The organism is Enterococcus devriesei, from assembly GCF_001885905.1.
Lineage (GTDB): Bacteria > Bacillota > Bacilli > Lactobacillales > Enterococcaceae > Enterococcus_A > Enterococcus_A devriesei.
Map to the genome: position 1 here is coordinate 20,408 of NZ_JXKM01000006.1, position 15,382 is coordinate 35,789.

Below are 15,382 nucleotides of genomic sequence, written 5' to 3' on the forward strand. Positions count from 1 at the left end.
CAACAAGTTAATCTTGAAAATTTTGAAGCAAGCTGTTGATTTAAATTGAAAAATAGTATTCAACCAAAGGGATGTGAATCCCGACAGTAAAATGTAACTTACTGCATTGCCAAAATAAGAGAATCCGCTGATCCAAGCTAAATAAAGGATCAGCGGATTCTTTATTCGGCTATTTCATTGATTTTAAGGATGATCTTGCCTTTTGCTCTGCCTGATTTGGAATAGCGAAAGGCTTCCTCAATTGCAGCAAAAGGTAGGACTCGATCGATCACCGGTTTTATTTTGTTTGCTTCGATAGCGGTTCGGAGGATTTCTAATTCTGCTCCGCTAGGCTTCATAAAAAGGAAGATATATTCAGCTTTAGCGGCTTTTTCTAAAGCGGACAGTCTGCTAGTAATCAAAGCAAAAATTAGTTTTTTCCAAAGTGGCAATTGGTATTCCTTAGCAAATCGCGCATTTGGCAAACCAGAGATACTGACGACTTTTCCGCCGGGCTTAATGATTTTGAAGGCATCCTCCAAAATTTTTCCGCCTTGTGTATCAAAAACGTAATCATAGTCAGATAGTTTATCTTGAAATTTTTCTGTTTTATAATCAATGACTTGGTCCGCTCCGAGAGATTTAACTAGCGCAAAATTTTTGGCACTAGTCGTTGTAGTGACATAGGCTCCTAACATTTTTGCGATTTGGATGGCGATGGTACCAATGCCGCCCGAGCCGGCTTGAATCAGAACTTTTTGGCCTGGTTTGATCTTCATGATATCATGTAGCGCTTGATAACTAGTCAAGCCGACTAATGGAATCGCCGCGGCTTCTTCAAAACTTAGATTTCGTGGTTTTCTAGCGATGTCATTGTGGTCGACAGCGATGTATTCAGCGAATGTCCCAATTCGATTCTTTTGGACGCGACCATAGACAGGATCGCCGACGTTGAAAGCAGTGACTTTTTCGCCAACTTGTGTAATGATTCCTGCGAAATCACTCCCCAAAACTAATGGCATGTTGTATTTTAAGAGCATTTTTAACCCACCATCTTTAGTTTTTAAATCAATCGGATTAATGCTAGCAGCAACGACTTTAACCAGTACATCTGTAGCACCTATTTTAGGGATTACTACTTGTTCTATACTAGGAAACGCTTGTTTATAGTGTGTGATTAAGGCTGCCTTCATTGTATGAGTCAAAATAAATTCCTCCAATTCAAAGTTATCGTTTAAAAATTTGAACGATCATCAAAGGGAGTCTAATGCTTTGGTTTAAAAATGTCAACCATTAAAACTTACATTCTAACGATGGATAGAATGTAAGTTTTTGGTCCTGAAAGTTTGAGAATTATCAAGCCAAGTACAACGTCATATATGGAAAAGGTTCATAAGATACTCTCTAACCGAGTTATCTTCTATAGTTATTATTTGATTTTTCAATTAAAAAATAATTATAAAATCCATTCACTTATATTCTTTCTTGCTAATTTCAGCTGCTGTTTGCTACACTTGAATTGTAGATAAGATTCTTTTAATAACTTTTTTAATGATTGTTTATTGTAAGAAGCCAAATGTGAAGTCAGACTTGTATTTTTAACTAATAAATAAAAAAGGAATGAGGGTGAAAAAAATGGCAAAAATATGTGTCGGATGTGAGAACAAAATTGGTGCGTTGAGCAGCGGGTACAAATTAGGTGATGGCGACTATGCTTGTAAAAATTGTTTCAAATTAGCTGGCTACGGTGGAAGTTTTGCGGATCTTAAAGAATTGAAAACGATGACAAGTGCCGAGTTTAAAAAACGTTTGCCAGCGGATGCTGGCGAGGTTAACGCAAAAGATCTGCATAAAAGTCAACTAGCACAATTTAAAGCGCATGCAAATTTGACGATCAATGATGTGCTATTCAATGATCAAGAGCAAGCTTTGTTGATCAAGAAATCAATCATGTTTAATCGGCCACAGTCGTTAATCAAATACGAAGACATTGATAGTTATACACCTATTTTTGATAGTGGCAAAATGCGCAAAGGCTCTTTTAGTCGCGGCGTAGTTGGCGGGGCCGTCGCGGGACCGTTAGGATCATTAGTTGCTTCTAGTACTGGCAAAAAGAGTATTGAATCCATCAGCCGCTTAGGCATTGACTTTCATTTAAAAGATGGACGGGAGATTCAATTTTTATTGGCTGAAACAGATGTCAAATTAGATTCCATCACTGGAAGAGCATTAGTCGATGATTATAACAAACTGGTGGAAAAACTAGACAGTCTCTTTGCTCCCGAAACCAGTGCTTCTTCAGCAGAAATACTTTCACCAGTCGATGAAATTCGTAAATACAAAGAACTGTTAGATGAGGGTATTTTGACACAAGCAGAATTTGATGCTAAGAAAAAAGAATTACTAGAAAACTAGTCCGAAGACAATCAGTCACTTATTTAGAGCTGTATCTGCGGATAACTATCTAGGCAGAAAACAATTTATATTTGCTAGACAAAAACCATGAAGCAATTGCCTGGAAACGGGCACTTGCTTCATGGTTTTTTGTAGTATTAAAGATAACTATTCATTCATTTCTTTTAGCCTTATCAAAGGCTGCTCGTTACAACTAACGACTTGTATCTTTTTTAGTTTAATCAGTTATTCATTAATCCGCGCATACAGTTGCATATCGATTATACATCCATCTTTCACTGCGTTTTTCCGTAAAGTACCCTCTAATTGAAAGCTGCACTTTTCTAGTACGCGACAAGAGCCAAGATTGGTTGAAAAGGGCTCAGCGAAGATTCGAATAATATCTGTCTCAGTAAAAAGATACTCCGTCAGTGCTTTGACGGCAGCAGTCATAAAACCTTTTCCCCAATATTCTTCCGATAGATAATAACCCAGCTCTGCTGAACGGCGATGAATATTTTCGCAACGGAACGCACCAATGCTGCCAATGACTTTTTCTTGATCAACGATGGCAAAAGCAAATGTTTTGGCAGGATCAGCCTTTAACATTGCTTCAATGAAAAGTTGTGCATCTTTTTTCGTATATGGATAGGGAAGACCGTCTCGTAGATTCGCTTGGATTTTTTTATTATTCAAAATATTGGCTAATGCTTCAGCGTCTGTTACCCGCCATTTTCGGAGGACTGGATTCATTGTTTTCACTCCCCAAAGTGTATTTTCCTTAATAATATCATCTCTGAACAAAGAACTTAAATCAGACACGATTGATCGATCTGTTTATTCGCAAAAGGAGCTGGGACTATTTTACTGTCCCAGCTCCTAAGCTTAGTCAAAATGGATCAACTGCTTCAATTTTTCTGGCCCAACGACCTTGATCAGCAGTGGGATTCTTGGGCCGTGATCTTGGTTCAAAGTCAGTTGATAAATGGCCGAAAACAGTTCTTTTTGTTCTGTGCGCTTTTCTTTTTTATCGGTGGCATCGGAGAGGTCATAGATTTTTTGCATCAGCTCGTCATCGTCTAGAGTTGTGGCTGTCTCTAAAAGCTGAGCGAATTTTTCTAGTTGCTCTTTGACGGTCGCCGATAATTGTTCGTAAGTCTTTTGATCAGGCTGTTGATTGATGGTGACTAAACGTGTTTTCGCGTCATTTTCGATCCAATAGCTGGCTCGTTCTAAGATATAATTGATCGCTTCTTCGGTATAGGCGGCTTCATTTTTCAACAAATCTTTGGCGATTGCTTGGTTATTGGCGGTCAAAGATAGGATGCTGACGACATGATTGAAGCTAGGATAGGTTTGCTCCAAATCAACACCGGTTAACGTCAGTAATTGCTGGTTCATTTCATCAAGTTCACTTGTTTTGGCTTTTTGAACGAGTCGTTCGAATTCAGCATAATTTCGTAAAACATCATCGTCTAAGCCTAAATCGAATTGGGCCTTTGGCTGATACTTGGCATATAAATAAAGCACCAATTCTGGTGTGTAGATCGATAATAAATCCGGCAAGGTCAAAATATTTCCTGTCGAACTGGACATCTTCATCGTTTGGCCTTTGATATTTACGAAATCATAGGGCTGGTATAGCGGTGCTTGCCAGTCAAAAATTTCTTTGGCGATGGCTTTTGCGACGTCAAAGCTGCCGTTTTTTGATGAATGGTCCTTGCCACCGGGTTCAAAGGCGACTTTTTCATAGCGCCAACGCATCGGCCAGTCGATCTTCCAATGGAGCTTGATGTGCTGGTGCTGACCAATCGTTTGCGTGCCGTGATGGCCGCAATTTCGACACTCATAAGAGAGTGTCTGGCTTTTTTCGTCGTAAGCAGAAATCGTCGTCATGTCATGGCCGCACTGATCACAATACAAAGAAATCGGGAAATAGGTTTCGCGCTCCGCATCGTTGGCAGCCTCGGTCCGAAAACGACTTAAAATGTCATAGATTTTTTTGCGATTGGTTAAAACTAAAGCCAGCTCGTCATCATAAGCGCCGTTTTCATAGCGTTCAGTCTCAAAAATGAATTCCGGTTTGATATTTAATTTAGCCAAATCGTCAATAAACATCGCTTCAAAATAAGCACCATAGGAAGCCGCGGTCGTTTTACTATCAGTAGGCGGGGCGACCTTCGTGTAAGGCATACCGATATTTTCCTCTGCAACACCCGTGACATTTTTGGGTATTTTCCGCAACCGGTCATAGTCATCCCAAGATAAAATATAACGGGGTGTCGCGCCGAGTTCTTTCAGCGCGCGGGTAACAAAATACGTCGTGGCGATTTCCCGAAAATTTCCCACGTGGACATAGCCGGACGGGCTGACACCTGAGGCGCAAGTAATCGGTGTTTGTTGATCTTCATGTTGTTGAATCAAGTTTGTGGCGATTTGAAAAGCCCAATGCATAAAAAGTACCTCCTCTTCCTGATAATCATTTACCGATCTATTGATAGTCTCATTGTATCATTACAGCCGAAAAAAACTGAAGCTGAGGGTCCTTGGCTGAAAAGAAAATTGTGAGAACTTGATAGACACAAACAAGAGCTGGAATATTATTAGTATCCCAGCCCCACTATTTTCTTGAATGAAAAAATTTACTGTAGCACCACTGTTGAATAGGGACCATGCTCACCGCTTGATGAAAAGGCCAGCACGATATTTCCGCCTCTATTCAGATAGGAATAAATCCTAGTATCATCACCATTGAAAGGTTGGAAAAATGCAAGATTTGGTTTACTACTGTCACTGGCAGGTAGTTTTAACTCGGTGTTTATTTTAACGTCTTTCGTGAGGCCATTTTCAACCACCGAAATTCGGGTTGTCGGGATTGTCGTCGGATACAAGGTGGCTGACTCACCGTTGTGGGCATCCTGTGAGTGAGACTCTTTCGGAGTATAAGAGACGATCAGGGAGTCGTTCGCTAAATAAGTCGTGACCGCAAATTTGAAAGAATCATCTTCTCCCATTAATACATCGCCCTTTGGAAAATCAACGGCATAGGCTTCCGTTTTTTCCAGCGTAGCGCTTGGTTCTGTGGAGCTGGAAAATTTAGTCGTCGTAGAAGTCGCGGTCGATGCTTGAGAAGAAGTTGAACTTCGAGTAGTTGTCGGGATGCTTTGACTACTTGCTGGGATAGCAGTGGGTTGAACAAATTGCATCCCCAAAATAAAAGCGACTAAGCCGATAATAATCACGCCTACCAGAATCAACAGCTTGTTTAAGATGGCATTCCTTTTTTGATTGTTGTGCTGGTCTCTTTTCATTGATTTACCTCATGTATTTGATAATTATAATTATACCTGATAAAGAGTGAATGAAAAGAAAAATAAGGTGAAAGTAAGCTATGTAGAAAATATGAGGTTATGGTTACAAAATAGATTTTTGATAGGCATCTGAAACATCGTTGGCTGGAAAAAATAAAAAATACAAGAGATTTCTCTCTTGTATTATCGGTCTTAGTTATTAGCGAAATACGCATCGATAGATTTCTTTATTTCCGTGAAATTCCTAGTTAGAAAGAATTTTGCGGGAACTTTGATGATTGGAAGATTGTTTTCATTTTCAAAAGGAAAATAGGGATCAGGGACGACCAAATAATCGACGGTGTCTTTGTCCCTAAGATAATTGATTGATACATCATAATATTCGGAGAAATAGTCTTTGAAATCACTATTATCACTAAAATTTACGGGTAAAAGCATTGTACTGTAGCCTAGTCCAGTGCTGACTGTTAAGACAAAACATATTTTTTTCATGAGTCATCCCTCTACTATAAATAATAGTTTATGCGAGTACTTCGTTTACATCCAACTAGAAAAATCAGAAAAGAAGCAGTTGAAGGCCACAATCAAGAAAACAATCGCAAAGACGATTCCACCCCACAACCCCAACATGATGAATGGTGAAGTACCTTTATCTCCATGTTGTTTAAGATTTGTGAATGCTCGTTTAGCCATGATAAATTGCCAAATACTCAGTAATAAAAAAATAACGCCGAATACATAACGCATGCTTCTCACTCTCCTTATAAATAGTATAGCACTCTTGTAAAGCGCTAACAAAAAAGCTTTCAAAAGTAAGAAGCGCTTGTTTGTCAGTGCTTTACTTGATCTATTTTGAGTTTAAAAACAACATATAAAAGAAACATAATAAAGGCTGAATATAAAAGTGAGGCGGAAACGCTCAATACAAAGCTGTAAAAATCATTTTGGATAGTATTCCGAATAATCAACTTAGCTAAATCCTTCGCAATCGAAGCGAAAAAAACCAATGAAAAGAACAATATTTTATGGTTTAAATATAAGTTCTGAAATTTTTTCATGAGTCACCTCTCACAAATAATAATACAGGAAAGCAGAAAATAAGGAAGATTATTTTTGGATTGATCGGAGGTTTTACTATCTCTAATAACAAAAATGAAGGCAAAGTGTGGCCTCTAACGGATTATTTATACTAGAGCAGGACTAAGAAGGAGAAGATGAGGGAGGTACTATAAGAAACAAAAAAGCTACTGAAGTTCAGTAGTTTGTTCTAAGTGGCGATATTTAGTTTTTTCAAGGCTTGTTCAATCGTGATCCCAATCGCGAATTTATGAGGATTACTTTTATCATAGACGAGAAATCTATCTAACTTAGTATTGAATACTACACAAACACAACAGTTATCTGAATTCGTGTGAATCATGTTATCCTCTCCTTTCTATGTTCATTATGAACCGTGATTGTAAATAATCCGTTAGATAAGTGTAAAAAAGAGGATAACTTTAAAAAAGGAGCCGATAAAATGTCAGTTCACCAAACAATTCTATATAAAATCAGCATTATCAAAAAGTTTGGTACTTTCAAGTTTTATTTATCAACCTCTCGTGCTGTTGGAAGGGGTAGTTTATTTTTTTCTATCTTTTTTTGTTATTCATTTAGTGATAAAGTTAGTCTAGACAATAATAGATGGAAGTCACTCTATTATTAAATAAAAAGTATTTCATTCGTTTTTGGAGGGATCATAATGAAAAGAAGCAGTTATTTAGTGTTGGGTCTTTTTTCAGTATTTTTATTAGCCGGATGCGGTTCAACGGAAGGAAAAGAAAATTCAGCTTCAAGCAGTACATCACCAGTATCGTCAACAAGTAGTTCCTCAACTTCACAAACAACATCGTCAACGAGTGTTTCATCGACTTCAGAAACGACCACATCAACAAGTCAATCTTCGACAACGACAGAAGAACCAACAAGCCAGCCAGCTAATGTTGCAAGTAAAGGCGTTCTACTCAATGACGCCCAAAGAAATCAAATCAATCTGGCATTTCTAAATTGGGCTAGTCAGCGCGCGGCAATCGGGAATATGGCGGTCAGCGAATGGTTCTTTGATCATGGCGCAGCTGGACGGGGCGACTGGTACGCCAACACACCTGATGGTCAAGTCCAAGTCCAAAATAATAATCTACCTGGAAAAAGTGCGTTTCCGATTCGTGCGATTGGTGGTTGTATTTTTTATACTGCGAAAGATGGCGGTATCGGTAGACAAGAATTGTTTGCGGACTCTTTTGCGGCCAATTATTCGGTTAAGCTAGATCATACTAAACCTGTCAGTAAATATTTGTTAGGGGATAATGGCGTTGTTTATGAATTAAAAACAGGCAATGGAATGCCGGTAAGTACCAATACGGGATTTGGGGAATATGCGGATGACGGGAGCCAAGGAAGCTACACACCGGATTTAAATTTCCAAGTCTCAGAGGATCAAGCAGCTCAGGAAAAATTAAAAGAACTGATTCAGTCTTATTGATTCCGATTCCCGCGGAAGAAAACGGCTGTTAAAGAGCGATCACTAGTTGGACCTCATTAAAACGGAGAACACAGAGAACTAATAATAAAAAAAGAATTCGATACCCGTTAAGCATCAGGGATTCTTTTTTGTATTTTTATCACAAATGAGGAAAGTGCAAAAGTTGTTTTAAATAACCTCATGGTCTTTCATTATGGATTCCTTTCACCTTTAATAAAGCTGACTAACAATCAGCTAAATGATTTGCCATAATTTTATTTTAAAATATCACATTTGCTATACTTTCATTTAGATAAACGGAAGGAGTGATCCCATGAAGAAGGCATTATTTGGGATGGTATTATTATTTTCAATAACAGCATTTACCGGATGTACCAGCAATGAGTCAAAAGCGGCACATTCATCCACAGAAGCTACGAGCCAAGTTGCGCAGGTTCGTTCGACAAAAGAAAGCAGTTCAAAAAGCACATCAACACAAGCTACAAGTGTTTCAACGAGTCAAACGACTAGCAGCACTGTTTCTAGCCAAACCGAAGAATCGACGTCAGTGTCAGAAGAGGTCAGCACTGCCGGAACCTGGAATGCGACTAAATCAGGAGAATTGCAAGGATTCATCAGTACTTGGGAACAAGCGATGGGTCAATCGTATAAGGAATATGCGCCAGGTAATAATGTGAATTTCTACGGCTTGCAATTACCGGACGGCGTGATCGGTGGATCAGAAATGCCATTGTCAGTGAACAACCAACCTGTGACAGCAGAGTGGTCATTAGACGGCACATCATCAGCGGAATATTCTGTTGTAGCGGTCTATTCTGATGCGGAAAATAGCGGACGGATGAATAATCATGTCTACTTCTTTGCTTTTCATAATCAACAGCCCGTTGTTTTAGTTTCTATGCAAAATCAAGGAATGGAAGACCATGCTTTCCATCTTCAAGAAACTGGAAACCAAGAGCTGAAAAACGGCTTTGCCGCAATCGTCAACGAATAAAACGGAAACAGCACTCGCATGAATTGCGAGTGCTGTTTTTTTGTAGAAAATTGTCTATAAAATCTTCTTATTGTTCGTACAAATTAGCCATCTTCTGTATTCGTCGTTTTATTTCCTTCCGTACATAAGGCGGTGCTAAACATTCGCACTTATCCCCAAAACTGAAAAGAATATTATAGTAATAATCGTTTTCTATAAATGGAAGACGAAGAATAAAATGCTGGTCGCCATCTGGCGAAAGCGCCTCATATGTGCAATAATCTAGAATCCTGTCCAGAACGGAATAATGGATTCGTAGAGTGATTTCCGTTTGTGTAGTTGCTGAATTATCAGAAAAGTTTAATTGCGGCGGGTGATGTTCTCGTGGCGTGAAGGTATTATTTGGCAGCTGGAGGTTTGACAGACGTGTCAATTTAAACAGGCGAAAATCGTTTCTCTGATTGCAATAGCCGTGGAGATACCAATGGTTGCCTTTCAAGACTAGTTGATAAGGCTCGACATTCCGAGCCGTTTGGTTCCCATTTTGGTCGGTATAATCGAAGGAAATCACTTCATTTTTTCGCAAAGCGGTTTTGATCATTTCTAAATAGGGTTGGGTATTGAGATTGCCCTCCCAAGGACTTAGATCAATTTTTATTTGATTGGTTTTTAGCTCAATCGCTTGTGCGTGTTCGGTAGGAATAAAGCTTTTAATCTTTGCCAGCGCATGTTGTGTTTCAGCACCGTGCATCGTATCGGGAAGACTGGAAAGTCCCAACAAAAGTGTAGAAAGTTCGACGGTGGAAAAGACTTTTTTATCCAGTTTGTATTGCTCCATGATCTCAAAGCCGCCGCCGACTCCGGAGGTTGAACGAATCGGGATTCCTGCTCGATTGATGGAATCGATGTCACGGTAAATGGTGCGAGGGGATACTTCAAATAATTCTGCCAGCTCTTGAGCACCGATTCTTTTTTTATCCAACAGAATCATAATGATGCTGATTAGTCTTTCCACTTTCATCCGTCCACCGCCTTTCAAAAAAAGTTCTTTTTTAATTGTAGATTGTTGCCATATAGCTGTCAACAATGGTTAGGTATAATGAAGGTAATCAAATTGAGATGGAGTCACTGTCAGATACTACAAGTGAAAAACAAGTTCTATCAATAAGGAGGAGAATTAAATGAAAACAGCAAAATGTTTGTGCGGAAAAGTGTCAATCGAAGTGACGGAGTTTCATTCCGAGGTCGGCGCTTGCCATTGCTCAATGTGCCGCCGCTGGGGATCAGGGCCACTGTTAACGGTGGAAGCAGGTTCAGGAGAGAGTGTCACGATTAATGGAGAAGATTTTGTTTCTAGATATCGTTCTTCTGAGTGGGCAGAAAGAGGCTTTTGCTCAAATTGCGGCTCGAATCTTTTTTATCATCTAGTCGTCAATGATTCGTATAACATCCCAATCGATTTATTCGAGGATCAAGCGGAGGCAACATTAGAAGTCGAAGTTTATTATGACCAAAAACCCGCCTACTATGAATTTGCCAACGAGACTAAGAAATTAACGGAAGCGGACATTATGAAAATGGTCCAACAGCAATTTTTTGATGAGTCGAAATAAGTACGTTCAAAAAGGGTCTCAAAAAGTATTTTGACATGTCTCTTTTATTTTGATTGGCGATTTTTAAAGACAAAACCCCTTTCGACTATAAAAAGTCGAAAGGGGTTTACTAGTTAAATAGATAAAAATTAACTCATCGTCTGTTTGACGGCTTCAATCACCGCATGACGAAAACCATTTGCTTCCAAAGCAGCGATGCCTTTAATTGTTGTACCGCCGGGGGAGGTGACGCCGTCTTTAAGCTCGGCCGGGTGTTTTCCAGTTTCTAACGCTAGTTCGGCAGAGCCTTTGATCATCTGCTCCACGATTTGATAAGAGGATTTCCGATCGATGCCATAAAGGACCGCTGCATCAGAGAGAGCTTCAATAAAGACATCCACGAAGGCTGGTGCGCTGCCACCGACAGAGCCGATCACGCCTAAGGTATCTTCCTGTGTTTCAAATAATCTTCCTAATGGTGTAAGCAGCTCTGAAATGGTCTTTTTAGCGTCTGCTGAGATTTTTTCAGCATAGGCAATACCTAAGACGCCTTGATTTACTTCAACTGCAGTGTTCGGGATACTGTGAGCGAGGGGATAGTCAGCACCTAAGACAGCGCCCATTTTATCAAGTGACACACCGCCAGCGACAGAAACGATCGGGATACGGTTAGCTGTCACTTCTTCTGGTAAAGATTCTAAAACAGACAAGACACTGGCTGGGTTGGTGGCAATCAAAATCAATGATGCTTCAGCCAGTTCTGTTAAATTGTCGATCAAGGTCAATCCTAATGAATCTGAGACCTTTTTGGCAGTCTGACTACGACCACCTTTTACTAGCACATCTGCTGGGCTGAGCGTATTTGTCCGTAGATAACCGTGGATCATCGCGCTGCCCATTTGTCCAAGTCCAAAAATACCGATTTTCATTTAAAACCCTCCTAATAGTTGCTTCTTATTTATTATAAGGATGATTCGAAAATAAAGACATTTAAACAGCTTGGAAATGCAAGGGAATCACTTCTTGTTAAAAGCAACCTAAACTGTATGCTATACGTTTCAAATCTACCATAGAATCTACTATTTACTCGCGGATTTATTTGCTTTTTCCACCTTCAAGTCATCATAAATAAAGATATTTTTGATTATACGCAGAATCGGACGAATGGTTAAAAAAATCGATCCGGTAAGGTAAAAGTACATACCCACTCTGTCAGGTATCGGGATCAAGGCAGCGACGCTTCCGAGGATGTAAAAGAATCCCGTTAATAAATCGACGGCCAATGAAAGAATCGTATAGCGATTCTGAAAGTATAAGCGGAATCGTTTCCCTTGAATTTCGACATCTTCTTCGAGAGCAGCCTCTACTTCGTGTGATTTTCGTTTGATTTGTGGCATGTTTAGATCACGCCTTTCATTTTTTTTGTAATTGGTTATTGTACTATGGGAAGGAGGAAAAGCTAAGGAATCAGCCTATTGATTGGGGGAGTTATGGTTTTCTTAAGGGGATAGAAAAAGCTTTGAGAATTCGGCAAATGCGAAGGACTCAAAGCTTTTAGCTCGTTTGTTTTTTCATGTGATTTTGCAGTTGATTTGTGGTGTTAGTTTTAAGCAAATCAAAGTCTCCTTGGTAGGTAGCGATGGTTACAACAAGTTTAAGGATTTGTTCTTTTGTAAAGGTTAAAGAAAAACCATTCAACTTTAAAAAGATATCTAACGCCATAAAAGCAGTCCGTTTATTTGCGTTGTGAAAGGGATGTTTCTTAATAATCTGGATTAACAGCATCGCAGCCTTTTCTGGGACTTTTGGATAGAACTCTTCACCGAATGCGGGTAAAGTAGGTTGATTGACAATCATATCTAATGCTTTTGGATCTTTTACTCCTAGTATTTCTTTAGGAGAATAAGTTTGGATCAGATAAACGTTCATTTTTATGATATCTTCTGCTTTCAAATAGTGACAGCTCATAAGTCAACTAAATCCTTGTAAGTATCATTGTATTCTTGCAGCGACTGATTGATTAAAAAATCCAATTGTGCGTCATGAGTATTTTTTTTCGTAATAGCTTCCTTTAACTTATCTTCGTCAAGTAAGATAGCATCGCCAACTTGTAAATGGTTTTCCGCTAAGAAATCTTTCGAAACAGAGATGACAATTGAATTTCCCACCATCCGGAGCTTTCTTTCTTTGATATTCACGTCCAGGACCCCCCTTCGTACTTATATATTACAGTATACACCGGATATACGGGATATACAAAATAATTAAAAAACCAGCAAACCTTCCCACTAAATAGAGGAGTGATTCGCTGGTTTAGTTTATTCGGCGATTTCGTATTTAAACACACCGTTATTCTCGTAGTTTTCCAATTTTACATCGGATAAACGACGTTCAAAGAAGGAGCGCGTGCTACCATTTTCAGCTATTTTAGCAGGTAAGACTAAGGTTGGCTCGCTCGCTGGCACGGGTTGTGACAATTGATTTTTTAAGACATCAATGTGGCGATCGTAGACATGTGCATCATCGATACACCAATGCATCGTACCTAGTTCAAAGTCTAGTTGGTCAGCGATCAAGCGGTGTAAGACGGCGTACTGATAAACGTTGAAGGGATTTCCTAAAGCCATGTCGGCTGAGCGCTGTTTGACATGCAGATCAAGGACGCCATTATTGACTTTCCAATTGGTGGCCCAAACACAAGGTTCTAAGGTCATTTCATCCAAATCATCGACATCCCAAAGACTGGTCATGATACGGCGTGAGCCGGGATTATTTTCTAATTGATGCAAGACGTATTCGACTTGGTTTAGTTTTTCATCATGATTAGGCAGCCTGCGGCATTTCTTGGCTAATTGATAGCCATAGGCCTTGCCGATGGTGTTATTTTCATCGACCCATTCGTTCCAGACCTTACATTTATGGTCTTGCAACCAAGTTACGTCGTTGGATAATTCTTGCCAGATCCATTCTAATTCGACTAAGGGTGTTTTTTGGAATACGCGTTTTGATTTTAAGATCGGGATACCGTCCGCCGGCGTGATTTTAAAATTGACTCCTTGGATAAAGCGGGTCGGAGCAGGCGTGCCATCTGCGTATTTCGCACGAACTAAAGTCGGGTCTTGATCGGTGCCCTGCTCAATGATTTCCATCACAATATCGCGATAAATTTTGTCGAAGCCAGTATATTCAGTCACAAGAATTCTCCTCTTTTTTGCTTTTGTCTGAGTTTAACACATTTGCGGGAATTCGTGGATTAATTTTTCTTTAGAAGCTGTCTATTTTGTTATTGTTTGCCAACTTCATTTTATTTCAACGGCAATCGGATTTGAAAAATCACGCCTTTAGGTTGCCAATCTCGCACTGTTAACTTGCCTTTGTGCTGGGTGATGATTTGTTGGGCGATAGCCAGACCTAAGCCATAGCCGCCGGTTTCTTTAGAGCGCGAACGGTCTTCTCGATAGAAGCGTTCGAAGATGTGTTGCTTGTCTTCATCACTGATGGCGGGGCCGCTGTTTTTGACTTCGATCAGCCAGTCGTTGTTTGAAATCTCTGACTGAAGCACGATCTTATCGGCGGCTTCCGTATACTTCAAGGCATTATCTAATAAAATCACCAAGACTTGATGGATGCGTTTTTCGTCGATCAGGACGGGGTCCTTGGCAAAATTTTCCAATACAAATTGTTTTCCGGCCATCTCAGCGATTTCTTGGAAGGGCTGGACTAATTGTTGGATAAAAGGTTGGGGATCAAGGCTTTCTTTTTCCAAGAGTAATTGATTGGAGTCGCTGCGAGCCAGCGTCAATAAATCGTTGGTCAGCCCGCTTAATCGTCGGGTCTCATTCAAGGCTTGAGCAATCGGTTCTGATTCTTCTAAAATTGTATGATCGGGCTTAGTGAACAACTGCTGCAAACTGTTTTGGATTATGGCAAGAGGCGTCCGCAGTTCATGGGACGCATTTTCGACAAATTCTTGCTGTTTCCGCCAAGAATTCATGACTGGCTGCATGTTCATTTTTGAAAGGTAAAAACTTATCCCAATCGAGATCAGCCAAAAGATCACCATACAAATAATCAGCGTCGTTTCAAAGGTGGACATCGAGTCAACGATTTGATTCGTATTCGCTAAAAATTGAATATAGCTGATGTCAGTACCTCCGTCATAGCGAATCGTATAGGAACGAAAATACAATTTTTGATTAGGGACTGTTTCGTCTGAGATGTTTAACGTTTTAACGGCATTTAAATGTTCTTTATCCAAAGTCAGCTTATCCAGTTCGGTAAAGCGGCCGCCTAAGACCTCCTTATTCAAAATAGTCCCCTCTTTGGACCACAAGATGATTTGGGTATTAAAGCGATTATTGCCACCAGGCCCATCACCGCCAGGATTTTGATCTAAAAAGGGGTTATTTTGCTGATAACGATTGATCTCCATCTGGATTAAATGATCATTGTCCGCCATTTGCGACAAGGAAAGATCCGTCTGGCGATAAGCGGAGCTTTGTAATAGTTGTAGTGTAATGAATCCTAGCAGCAGAAAGATCACGGCAAAGGCCGCGACGTTCATACAGAAAAATTTTAAGCGCTGGTTTCTTGAAAGTTCTGTGTTCATAGC

Annotated in this window: 18 protein-coding genes; 4 read left to right on the top strand and 14 right to left on the bottom strand. The window is 39.8% G+C overall.

The genetic code is table 11. The features are described from left to right. Nucleotides 1–161: 161 nt before the first annotated feature. On the bottom strand, nt 162–1,172 hold the full coding sequence (locus RV00_RS09630) for an NADP-dependent oxidoreductase (RefSeq protein WP_211272387.1): 1,011 nt from the start codon (nt 1,170–1,172) through the stop codon (nt 162–164). Nucleotides 1,173–1,614: 442 nt separating this feature from the next. Here RV00_RS09630 and RV00_RS09635 point away from each other — a divergent pair, with 442 nt between their 5' ends. Beyond that, a complete protein-coding gene (locus tag RV00_RS09635; RefSeq protein ID WP_169818945.1) occupies nt 1,615–2,394 on the top strand; it encodes an SHOCT domain-containing protein in 780 nt (259 codons plus the stop codon). A 225-nt stretch (nt 2,395–2,619) separates the two neighbouring features. Here the strand turns inward: RV00_RS09635 and RV00_RS09640 are convergent, their stop codons facing one another. From RV00_RS09640 to RV00_RS16420, 6 genes are all read right to left on the bottom strand, one after another. Further along, nucleotides 2,620–3,126: a GNAT family N-acetyltransferase gene (locus RV00_RS09640; RefSeq protein WP_071862395.1), complete on the bottom strand. Its 507-nt coding sequence runs from the start codon at nt 3,124–3,126 to the stop codon at nt 2,620–2,622. A gap of 132 nt (nt 3,127–3,258) precedes the next feature. Next, nucleotides 3,259–4,827 (bottom strand): lysine--tRNA ligase, encoded by a 1,569-nt coding sequence (gene lysS / locus RV00_RS09645; protein ID WP_071862396.1) that lies wholly within the window; start codon nt 4,825–4,827, stop codon nt 3,259–3,261. 188 nt (nt 4,828–5,015) lie between these two features. Beyond that, nucleotides 5,016–5,684 (bottom strand): hypothetical protein, encoded by a 669-nt coding sequence (locus RV00_RS09650; RefSeq protein WP_071862397.1) that lies wholly within the window; start codon nt 5,682–5,684, stop codon nt 5,016–5,018. Nucleotides 5,685–5,876: 192 nt separating this feature from the next. Beyond that, nucleotides 5,877–6,176: a hypothetical protein gene (locus RV00_RS09655; protein WP_071862398.1), complete on the bottom strand. Its 300-nt coding sequence runs from the start codon at nt 6,174–6,176 to the stop codon at nt 5,877–5,879. Between the two features lie 45 nt (nt 6,177–6,221). Next, a complete protein-coding gene (locus RV00_RS09660) occupies nt 6,222–6,431 on the bottom strand; it encodes a hypothetical protein (protein ID WP_071862399.1) in 210 nt (69 codons plus the stop codon). A gap of 520 nt (nt 6,432–6,951) precedes the next feature. Beyond that, nucleotides 6,952–7,104, bottom strand: coding sequence for a hypothetical protein (locus tag RV00_RS16420; RefSeq protein ID WP_169818946.1), 153 nt, complete (start codon nt 7,102–7,104; stop codon nt 6,952–6,954). A gap of 321 nt (nt 7,105–7,425) precedes the next feature. Here RV00_RS16420 and RV00_RS09670 point away from each other — a divergent pair, with 321 nt between their 5' ends. Beyond that, a complete protein-coding gene (locus RV00_RS09670) occupies nt 7,426–8,205 on the top strand; it encodes a hypothetical protein (protein WP_071862401.1) in 780 nt (259 codons plus the stop codon). 313 nt (nt 8,206–8,518) lie between these two features. Beyond that, on the top strand, nt 8,519–9,199 hold the full coding sequence (locus tag RV00_RS09675; RefSeq protein ID WP_071862402.1) for a DUF4767 domain-containing protein: 681 nt from the start codon (nt 8,519–8,521) through the stop codon (nt 9,197–9,199). Between the two features lie 67 nt (nt 9,200–9,266). Here the strand turns inward: RV00_RS09675 and RV00_RS09680 are convergent, their stop codons facing one another. Then, a complete protein-coding gene (locus RV00_RS09680) occupies nt 9,267–10,199 on the bottom strand; it encodes a helix-turn-helix transcriptional regulator (protein WP_071862403.1) in 933 nt (310 codons plus the stop codon). Nucleotides 10,200–10,359: 160 nt separating this feature from the next. On the opposite strand from RV00_RS09680, the gene RV00_RS09685 reads away from it, so the two are divergent. Next, nucleotides 10,360–10,791, top strand: a complete 432-nt coding sequence (locus RV00_RS09685; RefSeq protein ID WP_071862404.1) for a GFA family protein — start codon at nt 10,360–10,362, stop codon at nt 10,789–10,791. Nucleotides 10,792–10,919: 128 nt separating this feature from the next. On the opposite strand, the gene proC is transcribed toward RV00_RS09685, so the two are convergent. The 6 genes from proC to RV00_RS09715 form a co-directional block, all read right to left on the bottom strand. Further along, nucleotides 10,920–11,699, bottom strand: coding sequence for a pyrroline-5-carboxylate reductase (gene proC / locus RV00_RS09690; protein WP_071862405.1), 780 nt, complete (start codon nt 11,697–11,699; stop codon nt 10,920–10,922). Nucleotides 11,700–11,849: 150 nt separating this feature from the next. Next, on the bottom strand, nt 11,850–12,167 hold the full coding sequence (locus RV00_RS09695) for a YrhK family protein (protein WP_071862406.1): 318 nt from the start codon (nt 12,165–12,167) through the stop codon (nt 11,850–11,852). Nucleotides 12,168–12,324: 157 nt separating this feature from the next. Next, a complete protein-coding gene (locus tag RV00_RS09700) occupies nt 12,325–12,738 on the bottom strand; it encodes a type II toxin-antitoxin system death-on-curing family toxin (protein WP_071862407.1) in 414 nt (137 codons plus the stop codon). Further along, on the bottom strand, nt 12,735–12,968 hold the full coding sequence (locus tag RV00_RS09705; RefSeq protein WP_071862408.1) for an AbrB/MazE/SpoVT family DNA-binding domain-containing protein: 234 nt from the start codon (nt 12,966–12,968) through the stop codon (nt 12,735–12,737). The genes RV00_RS09700 and RV00_RS09705 overlap by 4 nt, the downstream gene beginning before the upstream one ends. Before the next feature lie 120 nt (nt 12,969–13,088). After that, complete coding sequence (gene thyA / locus RV00_RS09710) at nt 13,089–13,964, bottom strand: thymidylate synthase (protein WP_071862409.1); 876 nt, start codon at nt 13,962–13,964, stop codon at nt 13,089–13,091. 110 nt (nt 13,965–14,074) lie between these two features. Then, on the bottom strand, nt 14,075–15,379 hold the full coding sequence (locus RV00_RS09715; RefSeq protein ID WP_071862410.1) for a sensor histidine kinase: 1,305 nt from the start codon (nt 15,377–15,379) through the stop codon (nt 14,075–14,077). Nucleotides 15,380–15,382 lie beyond the last annotated feature (3 nt).

Bases quoted from the DNA above. Each gene is read 5' to 3' on its own strand.
- RV00_RS09630 (WP_211272387.1), bottom strand. From the start codon at position 1,172: ATGAAGGCAGCCTTAATCACACACTATAAACAAGCGTTTCCTAGTATA.
- RV00_RS09635 (WP_169818945.1), top strand. From the start codon at position 1,615: ATGGCAAAAATATGTGTCGGATGTGAGAACAAAATTGGTGCGTTGAGC.
- RV00_RS09640 (WP_071862395.1), bottom strand. From the start codon at position 3,126: ATGAATCCAGTCCTCCGAAAATGGCGGGTAACAGACGCTGAAGCATTA.
- lysS (WP_071862396.1), bottom strand. From the start codon at position 4,827: ATGCATTGGGCTTTTCAAATCGCCACAAACTTGATTCAACAACATGAA.
- RV00_RS09650 (WP_071862397.1), bottom strand. From the start codon at position 5,684: ATGAAAAGAGACCAGCACAACAATCAAAAAAGGAATGCCATCTTAAAC.
- RV00_RS09655 (WP_071862398.1), bottom strand. From the start codon at position 6,176: ATGAAAAAAATATGTTTTGTCTTAACAGTCAGCACTGGACTAGGCTAC.
- RV00_RS09660 (WP_071862399.1), bottom strand. From the start codon at position 6,431: ATGCGTTATGTATTCGGCGTTATTTTTTTATTACTGAGTATTTGGCAA.
- RV00_RS16420 (WP_169818946.1), bottom strand. From the start codon at position 7,104: ATGATTCACACGAATTCAGATAACTGTTGTGTTTGTGTAGTATTCAAT.
- RV00_RS09670 (WP_071862401.1), top strand. From the start codon at position 7,426: ATGAAAAGAAGCAGTTATTTAGTGTTGGGTCTTTTTTCAGTATTTTTA.
- RV00_RS09675 (WP_071862402.1), top strand. From the start codon at position 8,519: ATGAAGAAGGCATTATTTGGGATGGTATTATTATTTTCAATAACAGCA.
- RV00_RS09680 (WP_071862403.1), bottom strand. From the start codon at position 10,199: ATGAAAGTGGAAAGACTAATCAGCATCATTATGATTCTGTTGGATAAA.
- RV00_RS09685 (WP_071862404.1), top strand. From the start codon at position 10,360: ATGAAAACAGCAAAATGTTTGTGCGGAAAAGTGTCAATCGAAGTGACG.
- proC (WP_071862405.1), bottom strand. From the start codon at position 11,699: ATGAAAATCGGTATTTTTGGACTTGGACAAATGGGCAGCGCGATGATC.
- RV00_RS09695 (WP_071862406.1), bottom strand. From the start codon at position 12,167: ATGCCACAAATCAAACGAAAATCACACGAAGTAGAGGCTGCTCTCGAA.
- RV00_RS09700 (WP_071862407.1), bottom strand. From the start codon at position 12,738: ATGAGCTGTCACTATTTGAAAGCAGAAGATATCATAAAAATGAACGTT.
- RV00_RS09715 (WP_071862410.1), bottom strand. From the start codon at position 15,379: ATGAACACAGAACTTTCAAGAAACCAGCGCTTAAAATTTTTCTGTATG.